General features: G+C 42.7%; 24 protein-coding genes. 1 reads left to right on the top strand and 23 read right to left on the bottom strand.

Translation table 11 applies throughout. From position 1 onward, the window contains the following. Window positions 1-16: 16 nt before the first annotated feature. The 21 genes from ahrC to SporoP8_RS00305 all read right to left on the bottom strand — a co-directional run bounded on the left by ahrC (window position 17) and on the right by SporoP8_RS00305 (window position 16,004). Window positions 17-466 carry a transcriptional regulator AhrC/ArgR gene (gene ahrC / locus SporoP8_RS00400; RefSeq protein WP_085130502.1) on the bottom strand — a complete coding sequence of 150 codons (450 nt, stop codon included), beginning with the start codon at window positions 464-466 and terminating at the stop codon, window positions 17-19. 77 nt (window positions 467-543) lie between these two features. Beyond that, on the bottom strand, window positions 544-1,365 hold the full coding sequence (locus tag SporoP8_RS00395) for a TlyA family RNA methyltransferase (protein WP_085130500.1): 822 nt from the start codon (window positions 1,363-1,365) through the stop codon (window positions 544-546). Continuing rightward, on the bottom strand, window positions 1,362-3,260 hold the full coding sequence (gene dxs / locus SporoP8_RS00390) for a 1-deoxy-D-xylulose-5-phosphate synthase (protein WP_085133511.1): 1,899 nt from the start codon (window positions 3,258-3,260) through the stop codon (window positions 1,362-1,364). The genes SporoP8_RS00395 and dxs overlap by 4 nt, the downstream gene beginning before the upstream one ends. 142 nt (window positions 3,261-3,402) lie before the next feature. Beyond that, the gene (locus SporoP8_RS00385; protein ID WP_085130498.1) at window positions 3,403-4,287 is read right to left on the bottom strand and encodes a polyprenyl synthetase family protein; all 885 of its coding nucleotides are present in this window, start codon (window positions 4,285-4,287) and stop codon (window positions 3,403-3,405) included. Further along, window positions 4,280-4,522, bottom strand: a complete 243-nt coding sequence (locus tag SporoP8_RS00380; RefSeq protein ID WP_085130496.1) for an exodeoxyribonuclease VII small subunit — start codon at window positions 4,520-4,522, stop codon at window positions 4,280-4,282. The genes SporoP8_RS00385 and SporoP8_RS00380 overlap by 8 nt, the downstream gene beginning before the upstream one ends. 2 nt (window positions 4,523-4,524) lie before the next feature. Next, window positions 4,525-5,874, bottom strand: a complete 1,350-nt coding sequence (xseA, locus tag SporoP8_RS00375) for an exodeoxyribonuclease VII large subunit (protein ID WP_085130494.1) — start codon at window positions 5,872-5,874, stop codon at window positions 4,525-4,527. A 63-nt stretch (window positions 5,875-5,937) separates the two neighbouring features. Then, window positions 5,938-6,807, bottom strand: a complete 870-nt coding sequence (gene folD / locus SporoP8_RS00370) for a bifunctional methylenetetrahydrofolate dehydrogenase/methenyltetrahydrofolate cyclohydrolase FolD (RefSeq protein WP_085130490.1) — start codon at window positions 6,805-6,807, stop codon at window positions 5,938-5,940. A 78-nt stretch (window positions 6,808-6,885) separates the two neighbouring features. Further along, window positions 6,886-7,197, bottom strand: coding sequence for a transcription antitermination factor NusB (gene nusB / locus SporoP8_RS00365; protein ID WP_420066730.1), 312 nt, complete (start codon window positions 7,195-7,197; stop codon window positions 6,886-6,888). 605 nt (window positions 7,198-7,802) lie between these two features. Beyond that, the gene (locus SporoP8_RS00360) at window positions 7,803-8,189 is read right to left on the bottom strand and encodes an Asp23/Gls24 family envelope stress response protein (protein ID WP_085130488.1); all 387 of its coding nucleotides are present in this window, start codon (window positions 8,187-8,189) and stop codon (window positions 7,803-7,805) included. A gap of 16 nt (window positions 8,190-8,205) precedes the next feature. Continuing rightward, window positions 8,206-9,552, bottom strand: coding sequence for an acetyl-CoA carboxylase biotin carboxylase subunit (gene accC, locus SporoP8_RS00355; protein ID WP_085130486.1), 1,347 nt, complete (start codon window positions 9,550-9,552; stop codon window positions 8,206-8,208). A 13-nt stretch (window positions 9,553-9,565) separates the two neighbouring features. After that, the gene (gene accB / locus SporoP8_RS00350; protein ID WP_085130484.1) at window positions 9,566-10,069 is read right to left on the bottom strand and encodes an acetyl-CoA carboxylase biotin carboxyl carrier protein; all 504 of its coding nucleotides are present in this window, start codon (window positions 10,067-10,069) and stop codon (window positions 9,566-9,568) included. Window positions 10,070-10,347: 278 nt separating this feature from the next. Then, complete coding sequence (locus SporoP8_RS00345; RefSeq protein WP_085130482.1) at window positions 10,348-10,899, bottom strand: SpoIIIAH-like family protein; 552 nt, start codon at window positions 10,897-10,899, stop codon at window positions 10,348-10,350. After that, window positions 10,886-11,308: a hypothetical protein gene (locus SporoP8_RS00340; RefSeq protein ID WP_085130480.1), complete on the bottom strand. Its 423-nt coding sequence runs from the start codon at window positions 11,306-11,308 to the stop codon at window positions 10,886-10,888. Before SporoP8_RS00340 ends, SporoP8_RS00345 begins: the two co-directional genes overlap by 14 nt. Window positions 11,309-11,371: 63 nt before the next feature. Further along, window positions 11,372-11,539, bottom strand: a complete 168-nt coding sequence (locus SporoP8_RS16415) for a hypothetical protein (protein WP_157111208.1) — start codon at window positions 11,537-11,539, stop codon at window positions 11,372-11,374. 9 nt (window positions 11,540-11,548) lie between these two features. Next, window positions 11,549-12,448: a stage III sporulation protein AE gene (locus SporoP8_RS00335; RefSeq protein WP_158232411.1), complete on the bottom strand. Its 900-nt coding sequence runs from the start codon at window positions 12,446-12,448 to the stop codon at window positions 11,549-11,551. A 35-nt stretch (window positions 12,449-12,483) separates the two neighbouring features. Next, window positions 12,484-12,861, bottom strand: coding sequence for a stage III sporulation AC/AD family protein (locus tag SporoP8_RS00330; protein WP_085130476.1), 378 nt, complete (start codon window positions 12,859-12,861; stop codon window positions 12,484-12,486). Continuing rightward, window positions 12,862-13,071, bottom strand: coding sequence for a hypothetical protein (locus SporoP8_RS00325; RefSeq protein ID WP_029054553.1), 210 nt, complete (start codon window positions 13,069-13,071; stop codon window positions 12,862-12,864). Window positions 13,072-13,425: 354 nt separating this feature from the next. Beyond that, a complete protein-coding gene (gene efp, locus SporoP8_RS00320) occupies window positions 13,426-13,983 on the bottom strand; it encodes an elongation factor P (protein ID WP_085130474.1) in 558 nt (185 codons plus the stop codon). 24 nt (window positions 13,984-14,007) lie between these two features. Beyond that, window positions 14,008-15,069 carry a M24 family metallopeptidase gene (locus tag SporoP8_RS00315; protein WP_198166101.1) on the bottom strand — a complete coding sequence of 354 codons (1,062 nt, stop codon included), beginning with the start codon at window positions 15,067-15,069 and terminating at the stop codon, window positions 14,008-14,010. Then, window positions 15,063-15,509, bottom strand: a complete 447-nt coding sequence (aroQ, locus tag SporoP8_RS00310; protein WP_085130469.1) for a type II 3-dehydroquinate dehydratase — start codon at window positions 15,507-15,509, stop codon at window positions 15,063-15,065. Before aroQ ends, SporoP8_RS00315 begins: the two co-directional genes overlap by 7 nt. Window positions 15,510-15,578: 69 nt before the next feature. Beyond that, complete coding sequence (locus SporoP8_RS00305) at window positions 15,579-16,004, bottom strand: hypothetical protein (protein ID WP_085130467.1); 426 nt, start codon at window positions 16,002-16,004, stop codon at window positions 15,579-15,581. A 122-nt stretch (window positions 16,005-16,126) separates the two neighbouring features. Between SporoP8_RS00305 and SporoP8_RS00300 the strand changes: the two genes are divergently transcribed. Then, window positions 16,127-17,116 carry a DUF1385 domain-containing protein gene (locus SporoP8_RS00300; protein ID WP_085130465.1) on the top strand — a complete coding sequence of 330 codons (990 nt, stop codon included), beginning with the start codon at window positions 16,127-16,129 and terminating at the stop codon, window positions 17,114-17,116. 113 nt (window positions 17,117-17,229) lie between these two features. On the opposite strand, the gene SporoP8_RS00295 is transcribed toward SporoP8_RS00300, so the two are convergent. Both SporoP8_RS00295 and SporoP8_RS00290 read right to left on the bottom strand, forming a co-directional pair. Beyond that, the gene (locus SporoP8_RS00295) at window positions 17,230-18,657 is read right to left on the bottom strand and encodes a carbon starvation CstA family protein (RefSeq protein ID WP_085130463.1); all 1,428 of its coding nucleotides are present in this window, start codon (window positions 18,655-18,657) and stop codon (window positions 17,230-17,232) included. A 227-nt stretch (window positions 18,658-18,884) separates the two neighbouring features. Next, window positions 18,885-21,446 (bottom strand): vitamin B12-dependent ribonucleotide reductase, encoded by a 2,562-nt coding sequence (locus tag SporoP8_RS00290; protein WP_085130461.1) that lies wholly within the window; start codon window positions 21,444-21,446, stop codon window positions 18,885-18,887. Window positions 21,447-21,574: the final 128 nt, after the last annotated feature.

Here is a 21,574-nt window from a genome sequence, read left to right as displayed (position 1 = left end):
GAAATCCTCACCTCGCTTATAGCATTGATAATAATTTATCTTTTACGTATTCTGTTTGGGATTCTTCACGACAAATGATCAAACATGTATCGTCACCACAAATCGTTCCAAGCATTTCATCCCAGTCCAAGTTGTCAACTAGTGATCCAACCGCTTGCGCATTACCGGGAAGCGTTTTCAACATAATAAAATGACTGGCACTATCGATGCCAACGAACGCATCTTCTAACATCCGCTTCAATTTTTCTTCCGTATTATAGCGATGAATAGGAGGGAGACTGTATTTATAATTACCTGAAGGTGAAGGTACTTTAATCAAGTGCATTTCTTTAATATCACGCGAAACCGTTGCTTGCGTGACATCGGCCCCAGCAGCTTTCAAACTTTCGACCAGCTGATCTTGTGTTTCTATTTCACTATTCGTAATGATCTCTCTAATTCGTAGATGTCGTTGTCCTTTATTCAATTTTATTCACTCCGATTCTGTTGAGTCCATAAACAAAATTATACTAATCATCTAAAAAACGCGCAACTCATTGCGCGTTATGTTAAATCAGTATGTGCCTGTTTGACTAATTGCTTGAAATCTTCCGTTGTAAAATCAGTGATCGCTCCGTCTTCAGCTACTAAGTAATACAAGAACTCAATATTGCCTTCTCCACCTGTAACAGGCGAGTACGTAGCACCTTTAACGGAAAATCCTTCCGCCACTGCCATCGCAGCGATTTTTTCCAACACTTCTAGATGTATTGCTGGATCTCGAACAATACCTTTTTTACCGACTTTATCTTTTCCCGCTTCAAATTGAGGCTTCACTAGCGCCACCACTTGACCACCCGGTACGATGATGTTTTTTAATGCGGGTAAAATCAACGCTAACGAGATGAATGAAACGTCGATCGTAGCGACTTCCGGTAATCCTTCAGTAAACAAATCGACAGTCGCATGACGGAAATTCTGTCGCTCCATCACGGTCACTTGTTCATGCTGACGAATTTTCCAAGCGAGTTGATTATAGCCAACATCCAATGCGTAGCAATGTTTCGCGCCGTTTTGCAATGCACAATCCGTAAAGCCACCCGTCGAAGCGCCAATATCTAGAACAATCTTTTCTTTCACAGAAATAGGAAAAGACCCTAACGCCTTTTCCAGTTTCAAGCCACCACGACTTACATATTTAATCGCAGGGCCTTTTACAGTCAATGGGGCATCTACTGCAATTTTTTCTCCTGCCTTTTCAATTCTTGCAGTATCGGAGTAAACAAGCCCCGCCATGATGGATCGTTTTGCTTGTTCACGGGATTCAGTCAATCCACGCTCTACCAGCAACAAATCCACTCTTTCTTTTTTCACAGATGTACTCATACTTTCGCTCTTTCTGCCGCTTGCTGAATAGCCGCTGCTGTCACTTCCGCCACGTGATCAGGTGTCATATGGATTTCGACAAGTAGTTTATCGACACTACCGTGTTCAATGAATTCATCCGGAATACCGATTCTTTCGAAAATCGTGCCCGTATGACCTACTTGTTCTGCATACTCCAATACTCCACTGCCGAAGCCTCCTGCAAGTACAGCTTCTTCGATCGTAATAATCGGTTTACCTTTAGCAAATAGCTCATCCAATAAATTCGTATCCATCGGTTTAATGAAACGCGCATTGACAATCGCGACATTTTTGCCTTGTGATTTCAATTGTTCAGCAGCCGAAAATGCCATGGGAATCGTCGTCCCGAACGTCAAAATCGTTGCATCTTCACCTTCTTGCAATACTTCCCATGTACCGATCGGAATCGTATGAAGCGCTTCGTCCATTGGAACGCCATAGCCATTGCCACGTGGGAAACGAAGTGCAATCGGACCTTCATCATAATCGATGGCTGTCTTCACCATATGTTGGCCTTCATTCTCATCTTTCGGCATCATAATGACTAAGTTCGGCAAATGACGCAGGAATGCGATATCAAATACACCATGATGTGTTTCTCCATCTGCTCCTACAAGTCCTGAACGGTCAATGCCGATAAAGACATTGAGCTTCTGGCGCGTAATATCATGCAACATCTGATCGTATGCACGTTGCAAGAATGTCGAATAAATTGCAAGGAATGGTTTCATTCCAGTTGCTGCAAGTCCCGCAGCCATAGTCGTCGCATGTTGTTCCGCAATTCCTACATCGAAGAAACGATCTGGGAATTCTGCTGCGAACGATTCAAGTTTCGACCCTACAGGCATAGCAGGTGTGATCGCGACAATACGTCGATCCTCTCGCGCAAGCTTGCGTACCGTTTCAGAAACCAAAGCACTCCAAGCAGGGCCATCTACAGGGGATTTCACAAAATCTCCAGTTTCAATCTTATAAGGTCCTGTACCATGCCATGTACCGATTTTATCTAACTCCGCAGGGCTATAGCCTTTTCCTTTTTTCGTAATCACATGAAGTAGTACCGGCCCTTCCATTTTCTTCGCATATTGAAGAGAACGCTCCAATTCCACAAAGTCATGGCCGTCAACCGGTCCTAAATACGTAAATCCAAGTTCCTCAAAGAAGACCCCGTTTACTACTAAATATTTCAAACTGTCTTTGACACGTTCGGCAGCTGTTGCGACTCTACCGCCTACAGCTGGAATTTTACGCAAAATGAATTCTAGTTCATCTTTTACGTTATTGTACTTGCCGGCTGTACGTAATTTCCCGAGAATCGAGTGCAATGCCCCAACATTTGGTGCAATAGACATTTCATTATCATTTAGAATGACTGTCAGATTCGTCTTCTCATGTCCGATATGGTTCAATGCCTCTAGTGCCATACCGCCCGTCAACGCACCATCGCCAATAATCGGGATGACAAAACTTTTTTCTTTTTTAATATCTCGCGCAACAGCCATTCCCATAGCCGCTGACAAAGATGTCGAACTATGGCCGGTTTCCCATACATCGTGTATGCTCTCCGCCATCTTCGGAAATCCGCTCAATCCTTTATATTTTCTAAGAGTATCAAACTCGCCAGCTCGGCCTGTAAGAATTTTATGGACATATGACTGATGTCCTACATCCCATAAAAATTTGTCGGTTGGACTGTCGAAAATTTTATGCAACGCAATCGTCAATTCGACAACACCCAGATTCGGTCCGATATGCCCGCCAGTAACCGATAAATTTTCAATTAGAAAATGACGAATATCTGCCGCCAGTGATTCTAACTGTTCTTTATCGAGCTCTTTTATAAAAGATGGATTGGTAATCTTTGTTAGATCCATCATGATCACACACCTTCATCAAGTAAGTAGGTCTTTCTATTTGCACGTTCGCACTATTTCTTGTTCATTAGCCCAAGTAGTTGCTGTTTGTTTTCTACATTATAACAGTAACAACGTGCGACACAAATATAACGGTTCCAAATTACATATTTCGCTCAATAATGTAATCTGCTAACAATTGCAACATAGACTCCCCTAAGCCGATGGACTGCAACGCATGTAAAGCTTCTTCATGTCGTGCTTTTAATTGCTCACGAGCCCCATCTAACCCTAGCAATGAAGGATACGTCGACTTTTCGCTTGAAGTATCACTGTTCGCGGTCTTGCCTAGCTGTTCAGTAGTTGCTGTCACATCCAAAATATCATCTTGGATTTGGAACGCCAAGCCAATATTGTGGGAGAATCGGCGGAGTTGCTCTCGCTGCTCATCAGTAGCCTGTGCTAACACAGCACCTGCTTCAATACAGTATGAGAGTAATGCCCCCGTTTTATGAATATGGACTTCTTTCAATTCTGCTAAAGGCAATAATTGCTGTTCGCCTTTCATATCGAGTACTTGTCCCTTGACCATCCCTTGTGCGCCAGAAGCCTTCGCCAATAATCCGACAAGTTCAATAGCTGCCGCGGGTGGTGTCTCCCGAAGATCTGCAAGCGCTTGAAATGCCATCGCCTGCATCGCATCTCCCGAAAGCGTCGCTACATCCTCACCGTACACTTTATGATTAGTAGGTTTTCCTCGTCTAAAATCATCATTATCCATGCACGGTAAATCGTCATGGATCAATGAATATGTATGTATCAATTCAACAGATGACGCCACTTTTACTGCATCGACCGAATCCTTTTTCATATCAAATAAAACAGCCATAACCAATAACGGACGAATTCGTTTGCCCCCTGCTTCTACGGAATACATCATGGATTCGTGTAAAACGTCAGGAATGTCAGACTTCGCTAGTTGGTTCGTCAATTCGCGTTCAATTTCAGGAATCATTTCATCGACAAATGCTTGTAGTTTTTCATTCATTCGGCTCACCTACCGTTGGATCAAATTGGGATTCGTTACCTTCTTGGTCAATCATCCGAATCAATTGTTTTTCTGCATTTTGCAATTTCTTCTGGCAATAAGCTGAGAGCTCCATTCCTTGTTTATACAACGTGATTGTATCATCCAAAGGCGCTTCACCAGCCTCCAACTTCTGTACAATTTCTTCTAATTGGTGCATTGCTTGCTCGAATTGCATATTTTTATCTTCTGCCATTCTTACTCGACCTCCTTTGGAATGATTTCTTCTACTATAGTGGAAATAGATCCGTCCGCTAGTTGAAGCGTCACGTGATCTCCGTTCGCTACATCTTTGATCGATTTAATGACTTCATGATTTTTATAACCGATTGAAAAACCTCTTTCCATTACTTGTAACGGATTCAAGGCTTGCATCATGCGCATCAGTGCCACAAAATGTTGCTGCCGCTGTTGAATAGTGTGTTCTGCAGCACGATTTAAACGCATTTCCAATTGCTTCGTCTGTTGCTGTTCGAGCTGGATGCGTCGAATCGGTGTGTAGTACTGAAAACCTGCAAATAAGCGATCGTAGTTCATCCGTTTTCCCTGAACGACTGCCTCACTGCTACGTTGCAGGCGATCTTCGAGGTTGTCGAGCTTCTCGATGAAAGGCCGATATAACCTTTCCGGATATTGTAGCGGATAGGCAGCTTGAGCTGTTTCTAAACGCTTGTTCAACTGTTTAATTACGGTCTGGACCGCCAGATAAATCGAACGTTGCTGATTTTTCAAGTGTTGGAATAATTGAAGCTGATCCGGCACAGCCATTTCTGCTGCTGCCGTCGGAGTCGGTGCACGTAAATCCGCCACAAAATCTGCAATTGTCGTATCGGTTTCATGTCCGACTGCACTGATGATCGGAATCCGACTTGTGAAAATAGCACGTGCTACGTCTTCTTCATTAAATGCCCACAGATCTTCAATGGAACCTCCGCCTCGACCCACTATCAATACATCGACATTCGCCATATGGTTCGCTTGTTCAATCGCTTTGACAATCGAAGGAACTGCTGTGCGACCTTGTACGAGAGCCGGGAAAAGATACATCTCTGCCATTGGAAATCGTCTATTGATCGTAGAGTACATATCACGCAGCGCAGCACCAGATTCGGCTGTAATCAGGCCGATTCGTTGAGGTACTTGCGGAATAGATTGCTTGAATCTTTCTTCAAACAATCCTTCTTGCTGAAGCTTCTTTTTCAACTGTTCAAAAGCTAGATACAGCGCCCCGATACCGTCCGGCTCCATTGTTTGTACATAAAGCTGGTACGATCCTGCCGTTTCAAACACCGTCACATCCCCTGTGATCAGTACATTCATACCATTTTCAGGCTTAAATTGAAGTGTATTGGAACGGGAACGGAACATGGCCGCCTGAATTCTCGTTTTATCGTCTTTCAATGTAAAATAAATATGTCCCGACGGATGCAGCTTAACGTTCGACAATTCCCCTTTTACATAAACGTTTCGTAAATGTGGATCTGCATCAAATTTTCGTTTGACATATTTCGTCAGCGCTTGAACGGTTAAAAAAGTTGGATTGGACATGTTTCCATCACCTGCCCTTTTATGTATAAAGAGGCGCTCATGATGAGCGTCTCTCGTTTAGAATTACTTATTTTCCGTACGTGCTTTTAATTTTTTCTCCGCACTTTCGACGGTATTTTTCAATAACATCGTAATCGTCATGGGACCTACTCCACCTGGCACCGGGGTGATAGCACTAGCCTGCTTCTCCGCTGATTCATAATCAACGTCTCCACATAGCTTACCGTTTTCATCACGGTTCATACCGACATCAATGACTACTGCGCCTTCTTTGATGTAATCCCCTGTGATGAATTTAGCTATACCAATTGCGACGATTAAGATATCCGCTTGTTGCGTGAATTTCTTCAAATCTTTTGTACGGGAATGACAATACGTTACCGTTGCATCTTTTTGCAAAAGAAGTTGCCCCATCGGTTTTCCTACGATATTACTTCTACCGATAATCACTGCGTGTTTGCCTGCGATATCTACGTTGGAACGTTCAAGCAACTGCATGATACCGTATGGTGTACATGGCAAGAAAGTTTCTTGACCGATCAACATTTTCCCGACATTCATCGGATGGAATCCATCGACGTCTTTCTCAGGGCTAATCGCGCGGATGACTTTGTTTTCATCAATATGTTTTGGCAAAGGCAATTGCACCAAAATACCGTCGATCGTATCGTCTTCATTGAGTTTCTCCACTTCAGCTAGAAGATCTTCTTCCGATACTGTTTCCGGCAATTTGGTAAGCACAGATTTCATCCCCGCTTCCTTGCTGGACTTCTCTTTGTTTTTCACATACGTCTCAGATGCTGGATTTTCTCCAACTAAAATAACAGCCAGTCCAGGTTGAACTCCTTGTGCGACTAAAGAAGCGACTTCTTCTTTTAATTCATTCCGGATTTCCTGTCCTATTGCTTTGCCATCAATCTTTTTACTAGACATGATTTTCCCACCAAACTTTTTTTATTTGTAATGAAAGTTTATCGAGCTCAAACTTGCTACTAGTAGGGACGATTTCAGTTATTGGAATTTAGAAAGTACTCCATTAACAAACCGGCCTGACTTTTCGTCACCAAACGTCTTACATAGCTCAATCGCTTCGTTCATGATGACCCGATTCGGAACTTCTTCGTTATGAAGTAGTTCATAGACAGCCAATCGCAATACTGTTCTTTCGATCTTTGGCAATCTGTCGATGGTCCAGTTTTCCAATTTATTTGTGATTTCACTGTCGATTTCTGTCAGGTGTTCCGCTGTGCCTCGAACTAGTTGTTCATAGAATGAATCCAGTGGTGCTTCCACAATATAACCGATCGCTTCGTCCACATTCATCTCACTATTGTCCAGCTGAAACAGTGTTTGAATTGCTTTTTCACGTGCTTCTCATCGTTTCATAATTGTTATCTCCTCTACCGCTCATCTTCAAAACCTAATGATAGCACAAAACGCAGGAAAACAACTAGTGGAATCCGGCGATTTTATGTCATCAGTTTGCATTTTCGGTCAATAAGTTCATAAATATTTAAACAAGGGGTAGTTGATAAAGTTGGAAGCATCGTTATCCATGTTTTAGAAGAACACTTTCTTATAGACTTTTGCACTGTCAATCACTTTTTTATTGAAGTGTAAATTGTTAATAACTGGTGAAGGCAATGTCCGTTTCGCTCATAAATCCGTCCAAGCGCTCATAGTCCATGCGAATCCGCTCTATCACCTCTTCCAACCGCTCTATCAAAGCCCGCACCCGCTCATAACTTTACGTCAAGCGCTCTATCACTACCTGTATCCGCTCATTACCCACCGCATCCGAATTCATCTTAACCTATATCTCAAAATAAAATCCAACTCCACTCTCAAATTCATTTCCACTACAAAAAACCGAAGACCCACCTACTAGTAGGCGGGTCTTCGGCTATAATGTCATTCACTAGTCCTGCTCAGTCTTCGAAATGAATGCCAGTTATGTGGACATTCACTTCATGCGTTTGAAGCGAAGTCATATTCAAAATCGCTTGGCGAATTTCATTTTGAATTTTCGCTGCAATCGTAGGAATGGAATGGCCATACTCGATAATGCAATACACATCGATTTTCAATCCTTCGTCTGCCCATTCGGTTTTTACACCTTTTCCGTACATCACTTTTCCCAATTTCTCCGCAACACCTGATGCGAAGTTCCCTTGGGTAGCAATCACTCCGTGTACTTCTGACGTGGCGATACCAATGATGACTTCGAGTACTTCAGGTGCCAGTTGAACTCGTCCGAGTGCGACATCTCCAGACGGTGTCATTCCGACAAACGATGCATTTGTTTTATCAGCCATTACACTTCTCCTCCAATTATTTCATGACGTCGTACTTTTCTAAGAACTTTGTATCAAAATCTCCAGACTGGAATATTTCGTCATTCATTAAGTTCGCGTGGAAAGGAATCGTCGTATGGACACCTTCGACTACGAACTCGTCTAATGCACGTTTCATCCGAGCGACCGCTTGCTCACGCGTATCCGCATGAACGATCAGCTTTGCGACCATCGAATCGTAAAACGGTGGAATCGTATAGCCTGGGTACACTGCTGAGTCAACACGTACACCAAAGCCGCCTGGTGGTAGATACATAGTTACTTTACCGGGTGAAGGCATGAAATTCTTTTCAGGATTTTCTGCATTGATCCGACATTCAATAGACCAACCATTGAACTGAATATCCTCTTGTTTAAACGCTAATTCTTCGCCTGCAGCTACTTTTAGCTGTTGTTGAATCAAGTCAATTCCTGTGATCATTTCTGTTACAGGGTGTTCAACTTGAATTCGTGTATTCATTTCCATGAAATAGAATTTTTGATTGATATGATCAAAAATAAATTCTACAGTACCTGCACCGCGATAGTTACACGCTTGAGCTGCTTTTACAGCCGCTTCACCCATTTCTGCGCGAAGTTCAGGAGTCAATGCAGGAGATGGAGCTTCCTCAACCAGTTTTTGCATACGGCGTTGAATAGAACAATCACGCTCACCTAAGTGAACCGTGTTACCGTATTTATCCGCTAGCACTTGAACTTCTACGTGACGGAATACTTCGATATACTTCTCAATATACACGCCCGGGTTACCGAATGCCGCAGCAGCTTCTTTTTGTGTGATTTTAACACCTTTTACTAGCTCATCTTCATCACGTGCTACACGAATTCCTTTACCGCCACCACCAGCTGTTGCTTTGATGATAACCGGGAACCCAAGTTCTTTTGCAATTTCGAGTGCATGATCTGCGTCATCCACAATGCCGTCAGAACCAGGAACGATTGGAACTCCTGCAGATGCCATTGTATTACGCGCAACATCTTTTGTACCCATTTTAGAAATAGCCGCCGCTGTGGGTCCGATGAATTCGATATTTACTTCTTCACAAAGTTCAGCGAAGCTCGCGTTCTCTGCAAGGAAACCATAACCAGGATGGATCCCGTCACAGTCAGTTGCTTTCGCGGCACTGATGACGTTTGAGAAGTTCAAATAACTGTCTGTCGATAGACGTGGACCGATGCAAACTGATTCATCTGCTAGTTGCACATGTAACGCCTCTGCATCTGCTTCAGAATAGACCGCTACTGTTTTAATACCCATTTCTTTGCATGCACGAATAATGCGCACAGCAATTTCTCCACGGTTTGCAATTAATACTTTTTTCATTGGTTACTCCCCCTTAGTTTTCTCTAACAAGGAATAAAGGCTGTCCGTATTCCACAAGTTGACCGTCTTGCACTAAGATTTCAACGATTTCACCATTTACTTCTGATTCAATTTCGTTGAATAATTTCATTGCTTCTACGATACAAACGATGGATTCAGCCGTTACTTTATCACCAGTTTTAACGTACGCTTCTGCGTCTGGCGACGAAGCCTGATAGTATGTCCCAACCATAGGGGAAGTGATTTTGTGTAGTGTTTCGTCAGTTGCTACTTCAGCTACTGGCGCTGCTTGTGCTTCTGGTGCTGGTGCTGGTGTTACCGCAACAGGCGCTACTGGAGCTTGGACTGGAGCCGGCGCTGCTTGTGGTGTTTGCGGTGCTTCTGTAACCGTTGTCACGGCTTGTCCACCATTTTTCTCTAGTTTAATCTTCCCTCCATCTGATTCTAATGAGAACTTCTGGATGGATGATTGATCGATAAGCTTAATAATTTCTCGGATTTCTTGGATTTTCAACATATCTGATTCTCCTAACTAAATTTTCTTGCTATCGTATACTATGATAGTCGTTTTACAGTAAATATGGAATAGCAAAGACACAAATTATTCTATTATTCTTGAAAAATGCCCACTAGTTGCAAATTTTGTGACAATTTATTTGAAAAAACGACGATGTGTTATCCCATACCTTTAATAGGTTTACCTATAAGCGTGAAATTCACATTACACGCTGCACCTATTTCAAAAGTTTAGTTTTTCTATGTAAAAAAGGAAGCCACATGGACTTCCTTTTGTTGTTATTCTTTTGCTTCTGCAAAATCGACTTTGACAGTTTGCGCGCCATCCCAACTCGACATGACATACTGTGTAATTTCATCCGCCATTTTCGGTGAGTGGCTTTCATTCGATAACACCGTTACGTTGACTCGATCCCCATCTCCACGTACAAACACTTCTGGATAGCCAAGTGCTGCGATTTGCATCTCCATCAACGCTTCTGTCGAACTGACTTTTCGTAACTCAGCAATTTCGTTAAAAATTTCATTTTTCTCTTCAGCAGTAAAATCAGAAGATGTCATTTTCTCTGTCAACTGTTGCACTGTCTCACTGCGTTCATTTCGTACTTCCATGCGCATATCCTGGAAAATATACGATTCAGCGAAGACCGGTTTCACTTCCTCCGACTTGCCTTCCTTTTCAAGTAGATTCGTTGCGTCCTTTGTTTCTTTCGTGAAGATCGCAATTCCATCAAATGGCATCGGTGCTTCCTTCTTCACGTAGTAGATTGAAATCACTGCGACTAGACTGAGTAATGTTAAAAACCAAACTGTTCGTTTATTGGCTTTCATGTTGATTCCCCCTTTTCTTCATTTCCACGATGACGATACGATGTTCAGGCAATTGTAGGACGTTGGCTAGGAGTTGTGAAAGTCCGTTTCGTATAGCCGGATTTTCTGCCCCTTCCGCTACGACGAGCAACCCTTGCAAAGGTGATTGGCTTTTCACAGCGAACGTGGCGGAGAAATAATTTGCTAACGGACTCTCTTCTTCTTTTTCATCGTAATGAAAATAAACTTTCACATCCCCTAGCCCTTCCATTTGTTCAAGTGTTTCTTCAAGTGTTGACAGCATGCGCTTCTCTTCTTTTTTCTGTTTCTCCCCTCCTACATTCGCCGTACTGGTGATGTATAAAACGCTACACACCATAACCATCAAACCGATCATGATCAATCGGGGTTTCCCTGTGGGCTTTTCCAAGTTCCATCACCATCTCAACGTGAATTGACTAAAATGAATTCTACAGTTGCATAATATGTAGCGTCACAGTAACTTATGACTTGCGAATTGTAGAATATATTGCAAAATCCAAATGCCGATTGCCACTTTACACAAAGGAATGATCATTCTTTCCATTTCACGCCCCGCCAGTAACTGAATAATTAAGACTAGGACTACCAAGTTTGCTAACCCTACTAAAAATACTTCCATACATTCGCCTCATTTCCCGAACGTCATCAGTTTAATGAACGTCACAATGAAAATCGTTGTATAGATGAAAGCGAATGTCAGCAAAAATGAAATGGCGCATAAAACAAACAACGTACGACCGATATCATCCAGTAAACCGCACACTTCTTTTTGCGAAAATGGTTCAATGATTGCCGCTGTCCATCTAAATAAAAAGGCCATACAAAGAATCCTAACTGCCGGCAATAGCGCGATCGTCCAGATTGATACGAGCAGCCAAATACTCATATAAGCCGTGGCACCGGAAGAATAACGACCAATTGATCCAAGCGTATCCGTCAATAATGAACCGATGACAGGAATATTATTCTTGATCAGCTCTTTTAACGGCTCGTTCAAAGCGCCGTTCATCGTCCAAGACAACGCGCCACCCGCTGTAATAAAAATGGAATACGCTGCAACCATGGCAGAAACAAACGCAAGCAATGACGTACGCAATAAATCCGCCATCCGCGTGAAGGCAATTTCCGGCACCAATCGCGTAAAGATATCGAACAACAGCGCCGTTAATAACACCGGCAACAGGAACTTATCCGCAAACACGACAGCCCCTTGCGCAAATAACAGCATAGCGGGTTGGAAATTCAAGACGCCGAACGTGGCACCGGATGCCAAGATCATCGCAGCCATTAGTGGATACATTCCAAGGAATAATGAAGCAATCGTGTGCGTGATGACTTGGATTTGCTCGAAACTTTCCCTAGCCGGCTCAATCAGCAATACTAAAATAAGGATCAGTAACAGAAACCTCGTCCACTTTTGAAACGCCGGAAGAAAGAAATCGACAAGAGAAGCGATAAGCAACATGATGAGCAACAAGAAAAATGGTCCGATGATACCCGCGATACTTTCCTGCAGAAAATTCAGCATAGATGTCTCGTCCATTCATTTTTGTTAGGATTCGTTCACCAGGGAATGAACGTGTGGATCGTCTCGATCAATTGCGTGATATACGGCAACCACAATGTCATGATGAATACTTTCATGCTGGTCTGAAACAACTGCCCGAATGCCCCGTACCCCTCATCTTTCATCTGAAGCGACAGAACCTCCGCTACATAATACAGACCCGCACTGACCACTAGTAGCGTTGCGTAAGGCGACGGTAACTTCTTCGTCAACTCCAACAATGTCGATCCGAAAGGTACAAGGACCGTAAATAATACATACACTGTGACCAGTAAGAATAGCGCGGTATGAAGAATGGGACGCAGGGCAGGTGCAGCAAATGAAAGCAAAAGCAGCAAGAGATACACGACAAATAATTGAAAGAGAATCGCCATTTACATCGCCATGGATAGCCAGCTAAAGAATTCCGTGATCTCCGTAAAGAATATTCTGAGGAACATCAGCAGCTCAATCGAGATGTACAGATATGCTAAGAAAAATAGGAAAAATGAGAACTCCTTCTTGCCTGTTTGCTCGAAAAACACGTGAAGTACCCCAATCACCAATCCAACGCCGGCGATGCGCAATAAATCATTCAGTTCCATCCCGCTACGCCTCCTCCATAGTCCACTCTATGAAGCAAGCTTCTTAAATATGCAAAAGTATCAAAGTATCACGGACATTGCGGATTGAAAAAGATAGGGAATAGTTTGTATCGGTGTGGGGATTTGCGCTCTAGGCGGACGCTTTCTCATGGGCCCGCGGTGAGGCAACTAGGTCGCAAGCTCCCTTTAGTTGTCTCATAATTTGCACACAACTGTTGGTGAGTGGGCTATTTTAATCCCCTCGTACTCTCTAATTTACTTATTATACTTTCTACGTTTCGCTTCAATTTCCGAATTCATTACCACGCAAAAAAAGGATGCCCCATCACTGGGACATCCTTGATACATATTTACTTATGCGCGGGAAACGTATTCTGCTTCTTCTGTGTTGATGATTAACATATCACCTTGGTTAACGAAGAATGGTACTTGAACAACGACGCCAGTTTCCATCTTAGCTGGCTTTGAACCGCCACTCGCTGTGTCACCTTTTATTCCAGGCTCTGTTTCCGCTACTTCAAGCGTAACGGTTATTGGTAATTCAACGCCAAGCACTTCTTCTTTATACGTGATGACGTGAACTTCCATGTTCTCTTTCAAGAACTTTAATTCATATTCAAGTTGCTTATCAGATAGTTCGATCTGCTCGTACGATTCGTTATCCATGAATACGTGCATATCTCCGTCAGCATATAAATACTGCATTTTACGGTTGTCAATTTGTGCTTTTTCTACTTTTTCTCCCGCACGGAATGTTTTTTCATTCACGTTTCCTGAGCGAAGATTACGCAGTTTCGAACGAACGAACGCTGCCCCTTTACCTGGTTTTACGTGTTGGAAATCCATTACGCGCCAAATGTCACCATCAACTTCAATTGTTAATCCTGTACGAAATTCGTTTACTGAAATCATTCGTATTCCTCCATTTTCAACCGATTATAAAATAAGCAGTTCTTTAGTAGACTTTGTCAAACGTTCATTACCTGTTTCTGTGATCAGTATATCATCTTCGATCCGCACTCCGCCAATACCAGGAAGGTAGATTCCTGGTTCCACTGTTACCGCCATATTCGGTACAAGCACCGTTTCGGAGCGGAATGATAAGGCTGGTGCTTCGTGAACTTCCATGCCAATGCCATGACCGGTTGAATGACCGAATGCCTCTCCATACCCTTTGGACTTGATGTAGTCGCGTGTAATTGCGTCGGCTTCGATACCTGTCATGCCGGGCTTAATCTTTTCTACACCCAGTTCTTGGGCGCGTAACGTGACTTCATAGATTTCACGAAGTTTAGCAGAAGGCTCACCGATCGCAACTGTTCTCGTAATATCAGATATATACCCATTATAAAGGGCGCCGTAATCCATTGTAACTAAATCACCTGTCTCAATCACTTTATCAGATGCTACCCCATGTGGTAAAGCCCCTCTTTCACCAGAAGCAACAATTATGTCAAATGAAGACGAAGTCGCGCCTTGTTTCCGCATGAAAAACTCCAATTCATTGGCGATTTCCAACTCCGTTTTCCCTGCTTGGATGACTGAACAAATATAGACGAATGCCGCATCCGCAATGGCTGCCGCTTGCTTTAACACTTCGATTTCTTCCGGGGTCTTAATTAAACGTAGTTTCTCTATTAAACCAGCGACAGGCACTAGTTTTGCTTTTACATGTTCGTTATACACTTCAAACTGACTATAGCTCAGATCCTCTTTTTCGAAGCCTAGTGTATCAATCTTCATTTCTTTTACTTGGTTCGCAACTTCTTGAATCATCGTGCCCGTATGCTGGACAATGCGATAGCCTGTTAGTTGGTCATTCGCTTGCTCCATATAACGGAAATCTGTAATGAATACTGCATCAACTTGTGAAACAATTGCAGTCCCTGCAGATCCCGTGAAGTTTGTCATGTAGCGACGATTGTACGGATTTGTGATTACTAATGCATCGAGTTGCTGTTCTTTCAATAATTTTCTTAATTGCTCTATTTTCAAGATAGTCTCTCCTCTCGTTTTAACAAAAACGCTTGGAAGGCAAGATCATAGCCCGCTGTTCCAAAACCGCATAATTGTCCTGCCGCTACAGGAGCAATGACAGACGTGTGTCGGAACTCTTCACGAGTATGTATATTTGAGATGTGGACTTCAATTACAGGAACAGAAATAGAAGCGATTGCGTCGCGAAGCGCAATGCTGTAGTGTGTAAATGCGCCTGGATTGAAGATGATGCCATCAATTTCTCGATCCCCTGCATCATGAATCTTGTTAATGAGCTCACCCTCTATATTGGATTGAAAACACGACAACGCGATATCTGATTCATTCGCTAAACGCCGAATTCGACTTTCAATATCTGCAAGTGTCTCTGCCCCGTATATATCCGGTTCTCTTTTGCCTAGCCTGTTCAAGTTTGGGCCATTTAAGAGTAACAGTTCCATTTAATCCCCCCCACTCATTTTTCTTCCCTATTTTAGCACAATGAGTAAGCGGGACATACTAATACTGTTCTAGCCTATTGTTTTTTTCATGTAAACAGAAGTTCCGATGACGAAACGGAAAATCATCGCAAACAAACAAGCAAACGGTATCGATATTTTTTTTATGAATTGTGTCATGGTCAAATCTGCTTTGACGTGGATCATCCATTCAATGAAGATAATCACGATAATTGTGACGATCAATGAAGAAACAGTGGGTGGAATCTTAAACGTCAGACGAGCAATAAAGTACAGGATAAAAAATAGCAAAAAACAAATGACTCCTAATAGCACCCACTTAAGCCAGCCGGGAAAAGTCGTAAGCATATGAAGTTTTTTCGTCCAGCCGATTGGTGACCATTTAATAAATTTAAAAACGTGTAGGAATTTTAGTGAAATTATAGATAGTACCGCAGCCATAACAGCTGTCCAGAAATGTGTTGAAGTAATTTTCATGACAATACCTCCCATTCCAGTGTCGGGCAATTTACACTTTTTTAAACATCTCAATGGTGCAATTTCACTTTTTTTAGTACAATGGGGATATCGTTTCTTACGACAGAAAGTGTGGGTATGTTATGAGCCAACAGAAAACTCCTCCAGCATACGGAGGTCAAGCACTTATAGAAGGTGTAATGTTCGGTGGAAAGAAGGATACGGTGACAGCCATTCGCCGGAAAGATGATACGATCGAATACTACCATGTACCGAGAGAATCACATCCTATACGCACTAAATTAAAAAAAATTCCTTTCATTCGGGGTATTGTCGCGTTAATTGAATCGGCTGGTAATGGTTCTAAGCATTTGACGTTTGCAAGTGACCGCTACGATGTGATGCCTGGCGAAGAAGAAGAACATGCAAAAGAAGAAGAGACGTCGAAACTAGTAATGGTTCTTGGAGTGGCGGCAGTCGGAGTATTATCGTTCATTTTTGGTAAGTTCGTCTTTACACTCGTTCCCGTTTTCTTAGCGGAGTTATTTCAATCGGTAGCACCTAGCAAAACGGCACAAATTATGATCGAAAGCTTCTTTAAACTCTTCTTGTTACTGACGTATATTGGATTGATTTCTATGACACCGCTAATCAAGCGGGTTTTCCAATATCATGGCGCAGAGCATAAAGTCATCAATAACTACGAAAGTAATATGGAAATGACAGTGGAAAACGTACAGTCGCAATCTCGATTGCATTATCGATGCGGTAGCAGTTTCATTTTGTTCACAGTCATCGTCGGAATGTTCATCTACTTCTTAGTTCCAACCGATCCACTTTGGTTACGCGTCCTCAATCGGATTTTGTTAATTCCGGTAGTGCTCGGCATATCATTTGAAGTATTACAGTTGACGAATGCGGTGCGCAACGTACCGGTACTTCGTTATCTAGGCTACCCTGGGCTTTGGTTGCAATTACTAACAACAAAAGAGCCAGACGACAAGCAAGTAGAAGTTGCAATTGCTTCTTTCGAAAAATTATTAGATGTGGAACAACATGGAGTTGGTGTGTTGCATCCTCAAGTTGCAGCAGAAACAGAAGAAACCAATGAGCCGAAACCTCTTCTGTCATAAAATTAAACAAAGAGCCTCGAATGTGTTTTTACATATTCGAGGCTCTTACCTTTTCTACAAAATTTTGCACACCAGTAAAAAGGTCCTTAGCACATTCGCTAAGGACCTTTTCACTATTGTTCGCTTACAATCGCCGGGACTTGTTTTGATTGAATGACTTTCAGTATGTAAAACACACCGATCGCAGCTGAAACTGCAATTCCCGTGCCTACAGATACGGCATAGTCGAGATGCAGACCTTCAGGAGCATACATCCAGTACGTCACGACAACAGCGGTCATGAACATTGCAGGAATGCCCGCAATCCAATGGGCTCGTTTTTCTCTGATTAAGAAAGATGTTGCCGTCCAAAGCATGACCGCTGCTACTAATTGATTCGTACCGCCAACATAACGCCACAAGAACGAGTAGTCGATTGTCGATAGATAGAACATCGGTACGCCTAATAGCAATGTAGTAGCCAAAACCACCCACTTTTTATTGGGATTCAACCACTTGGAAGTCGCTTCAGTAAAAATCATACGTGCTGAACGAAGAGCTGTATCGCCTGTTGTAATCGGTAAAATAATAACACCTAAAATAGCTAACATTCCACCAAACGAACCAAGTAATGTGCTCGAAATTTCATTTACTGCACCTGCTGGACCACCCGCAGCCAGAGCGCCTTGTAATCCTGCCGTACCACCAAAGAATGTCATGCCCGCTGCAGCCCATACCATTGCGATGATACCTTCCGCAATCATTGCGCCATAAAATACTTTCCGGCCCTCCGACTCTTTTTTCATCGTTCTAGAAACAATTGGACTTTGTGTACAATGGAATCCAGAAATAGCTCCACAAGAAATCGTCACCATTAACAACGGCCAAATTGGCAACTCTCCAGGATGTAAGTTCTGTAAAGTTAAATTCGGGATTTTCTCAGGTCCAAATAATAAAGCCCCACCAATCCCAACTGCCATAACGATCAACACTACTCCAAACACCGGGTATAAACGACCTATAATTTTATTGATTGGCAAAATAGCTGCCAACACGAAGTAACCAAATATAATAATTAATGACACGATAAATGAGAGCGGTGTAATGGATGAAATAAGTTGCGCCGGCCCCGCAGTGAAGGCAGCCGCTACAAGAACCATTAAAACAATTGAAATCACATTGATGAAACGTCTGGCGATATCACCTAAATACTCTCCCACAATTTTAGGGAATTGAGCACCACCGTGTTTCAGTGACAACATTCCAGAAAAATAATCATGGACAGCTCCTGCAAAAATACTACCGAACACAATCCAAATGAATGCAACAGGTCCATATAACGCACCTGCAATCGCCCCGAATATCGGACCTAAACCTGCGATGTTCAGTAATTGGATGAGCCAGCCTTTCCACCAGCTCATCGGCACGTAATCCATCCCATCAGCCTGTGTATAGGCGGGCGTTTTCCTTGCATCGTCAATCACAAATACCTTTTCGACCACTTTTGAATACGTTAGATAACCTATAACTAGCAAGACGATGGATGATAAAAATGTCAGCATGCAACCCCTACTTTCCCGTCTTTTAATATATTTGTCTGATTGATTAATAATGAATCAAACAATTTTTTCTAGTATATAATAGTTTGAAAATTATATCAACATAGACTTTTAGAATAATTTAACTTTTTTTCCTACTACATTTACTTCTAAAAGAAGATTGTGAAATTTTACCTATGAAAGCACGAAACCCCAAATGCATAAGCATTCGGGGTTTCGTTAGTATTAAATTATAATCCGCACTTCAATTGCGCTTGGCAATTGGTACACGTGTTACATCCACCTATTTCTTCTACTGTACCTTGTCGGCAAACTGGACATGTGTCGCCCACTTCTGAACCGATCGTGACGTTTGTCGAACGCAATGCTTGGATCGTATTTACGAGCACAACTTTCGGCTGATCTGTCACTTCAACTACTTCTTCTGTATCCGGAATATTATCTTCCGCTTTCAGAGTCAGTACTTGTGCATCGCGGCTACCGTCGACGTATACTGTACCGCCTTTCGCCCCGCCTTTATACAATCTCTCATACACACTTTCAACTTGTTCCACTGTATAGCCGCGTGGTGCGTTAACTGTTTTAGAGATCGAACTGTCGATCCAGCGCTGAATGATACATTGCACGTCCGCATGCGCTTCCGGTGCTAATTCCATTGAAGAAATAAACCAATCAGGCAATTGATTTGGATCAGCATCAGGATTAGCCTGCAAATACTCTTCTACAATCGCCGCTTTTACTTCGATGAATTTACCTAAGCGTCCGCTACGGTAATATGTGAATGAGAAATAAGGCTCTAATCCAGTTGAAACCCCTACCATGGTTCCAGTGGATCCAGTTGGCGCAACAGTCAATAAGTGAGAGTTTCTGATTCCATGTTCCAAAATCGATTCGCGGATATCTTCCGGCATGCGCTTCATAAAGCCAGAATTAATGAAAGCCTGACGTAATGCTTTCGTTTCTTCATCCGTTTGACCAATAAGGAATGGGAAACTTCCTTTTTCTTTCGCCAATTCAATCGATTCGCGGTAAGCAGTTGTCGCAATTGCTTCAAATACTTCATCCACTAATTGATTTCCTTCAGGCGAGCCGTATTCTTTTTCACAGTAGATGTGAAGATCAGCAAGCCCCATCACACCCAGACCTACACGGCGTTCTCCAAGGGCTTGTACTTTATTATCTTCAAGGAAGTACGGTGTAGCGTCGATGACGTTATCTTGCATACGTACACCAGTCCGTACCGTCTCTCTCAACTTTTCAAAGTTAACCGTCTTCGTATTTTTGTCTGCCATCTCAGCAAGATTGACAGCAGCCAAATTACAGACAGAATATGGTGCAAGTGGTTGTTCACCACACGGATTTGTTGCTACAACTTGCTGTCCGTACGCTTTTGCATTCGTGTCGTCATTTGCATTATCAATGAAGAAAATGCCTGGTTCCGCTGAATACGTTGCACAAATATTAATTAAATCCCATAGAGCGCGGGCTTTAATCGTACGATACACACGAACTTCGTGACCTAGACGTTCCCATTCGCGTACATCGCCAACTTCATGCCACTGTTCATTATAATACTTCATCTGTTCAGGGGAATAATTTTCGACTGCCGGGAAACGCAAATCGTAATTCGCGTCTTCTTCCACCGCTTTCATGAAGTCATCCGTTAAGGTTACGGAAATATTCGCTCCTGTCAGGAATTCTGGATTATGAACGGTGTACGTTCCGCCATCCTGCAGCTTCAGCTCAGCGTCACGGATAATCGCTGCGTTAAAACCACCTTGACCTGGAATTTGTTTATAGTTTGTGATGCCTTGATACATCGCTTCTTCTTGTGCTGTCAACGGTTTGAAATTCAATTTCTCATCGGCCAGCTTCTTGATCATTTCATCTTCTGTGTTTTCTATCAAATAGCGCAAAATTCGCGGATTCTGCATTTTGGAGATGATGAATTCATAAATGTCCGGGTGCCAGTTTGATAACATAATCATCTGTGCCCCACGTCTTGATCCGCCCTGCTCGACCAAATGAGTCAATTTTGCAATATCATCCAACCAAGAAACCGATCCGGATGACTTACCGTTGACACCACGCGCCAATGTGTTGCGTGGACGCAATGTCGAACCGTTCGTTCCTACACCGCCACCACGACTCATGATCTCCATCACTTGCTTACGGTGATCGGATATCCCTTCACGGGAATCGGGCACAAACGGCATTACATAACAGTTAAAGAACGTGACATCCGTGTCTGATCCTGCGCCATACAGCACGCGACCAGCCGGAATGAAGTTCAATGCCTTCAACTGATCATAAAACATGTTATACGACTGCGTTCTTCTATCTTCCGTCTTTTCAACAGAAGCAAGTCCGGTCGCATTACGTTTTGCGATCTGCTCGTAGAACACTTCTAGTGGCTTCTCAAGCACTTCAAGGGGACGTGTAATAACACCTTTTTGCTGCTCATCCATATCGTCGATTGATGAACGATATTCTGGTTCGATCCAGATCTCCGCTTTCCCGTTCGCTTGATCAAGTTTCGTAATATACCCTAACCCACGAGCGGGGAACTTTGGATCTTCTCTCACTGTTAGAACGACAAAATCGCCTTCTTTCAGTGTCTTCTTTTCCATATCTTTAAATGAATATCGATCGATCATTACTAGACGCGATACTCCACTATGTGTTAGCTTCATATCCTCCGTAACCGGGTGAACTTGAGGGAACTTCGCAATATCCTCATTCAATTGTTGTTTATCGAGCATCGGTTCGCCTTGCTTCGACATCGTAACCATATAACATCCTCCTCATAACGCTACAAACACTATATATAGTGTTTGTCTTATTAAATAATCTACTACATATTGAATAGTATATCAATCGACATTTATTCTTCAAAAACATAAAATCATTGATATCACGA

It is taken from the genome of Sporosarcina ureae, from assembly GCF_002101375.1.
Taxonomy (GTDB): Bacteria; Bacillota; Bacilli; order Bacillales_A; family Planococcaceae; genus Sporosarcina; species Sporosarcina ureae_B.
The sequence above is the reverse complement of the archived record's forward strand: the minus strand, read 5'-3'. Positions and strand labels throughout refer to the sequence as shown.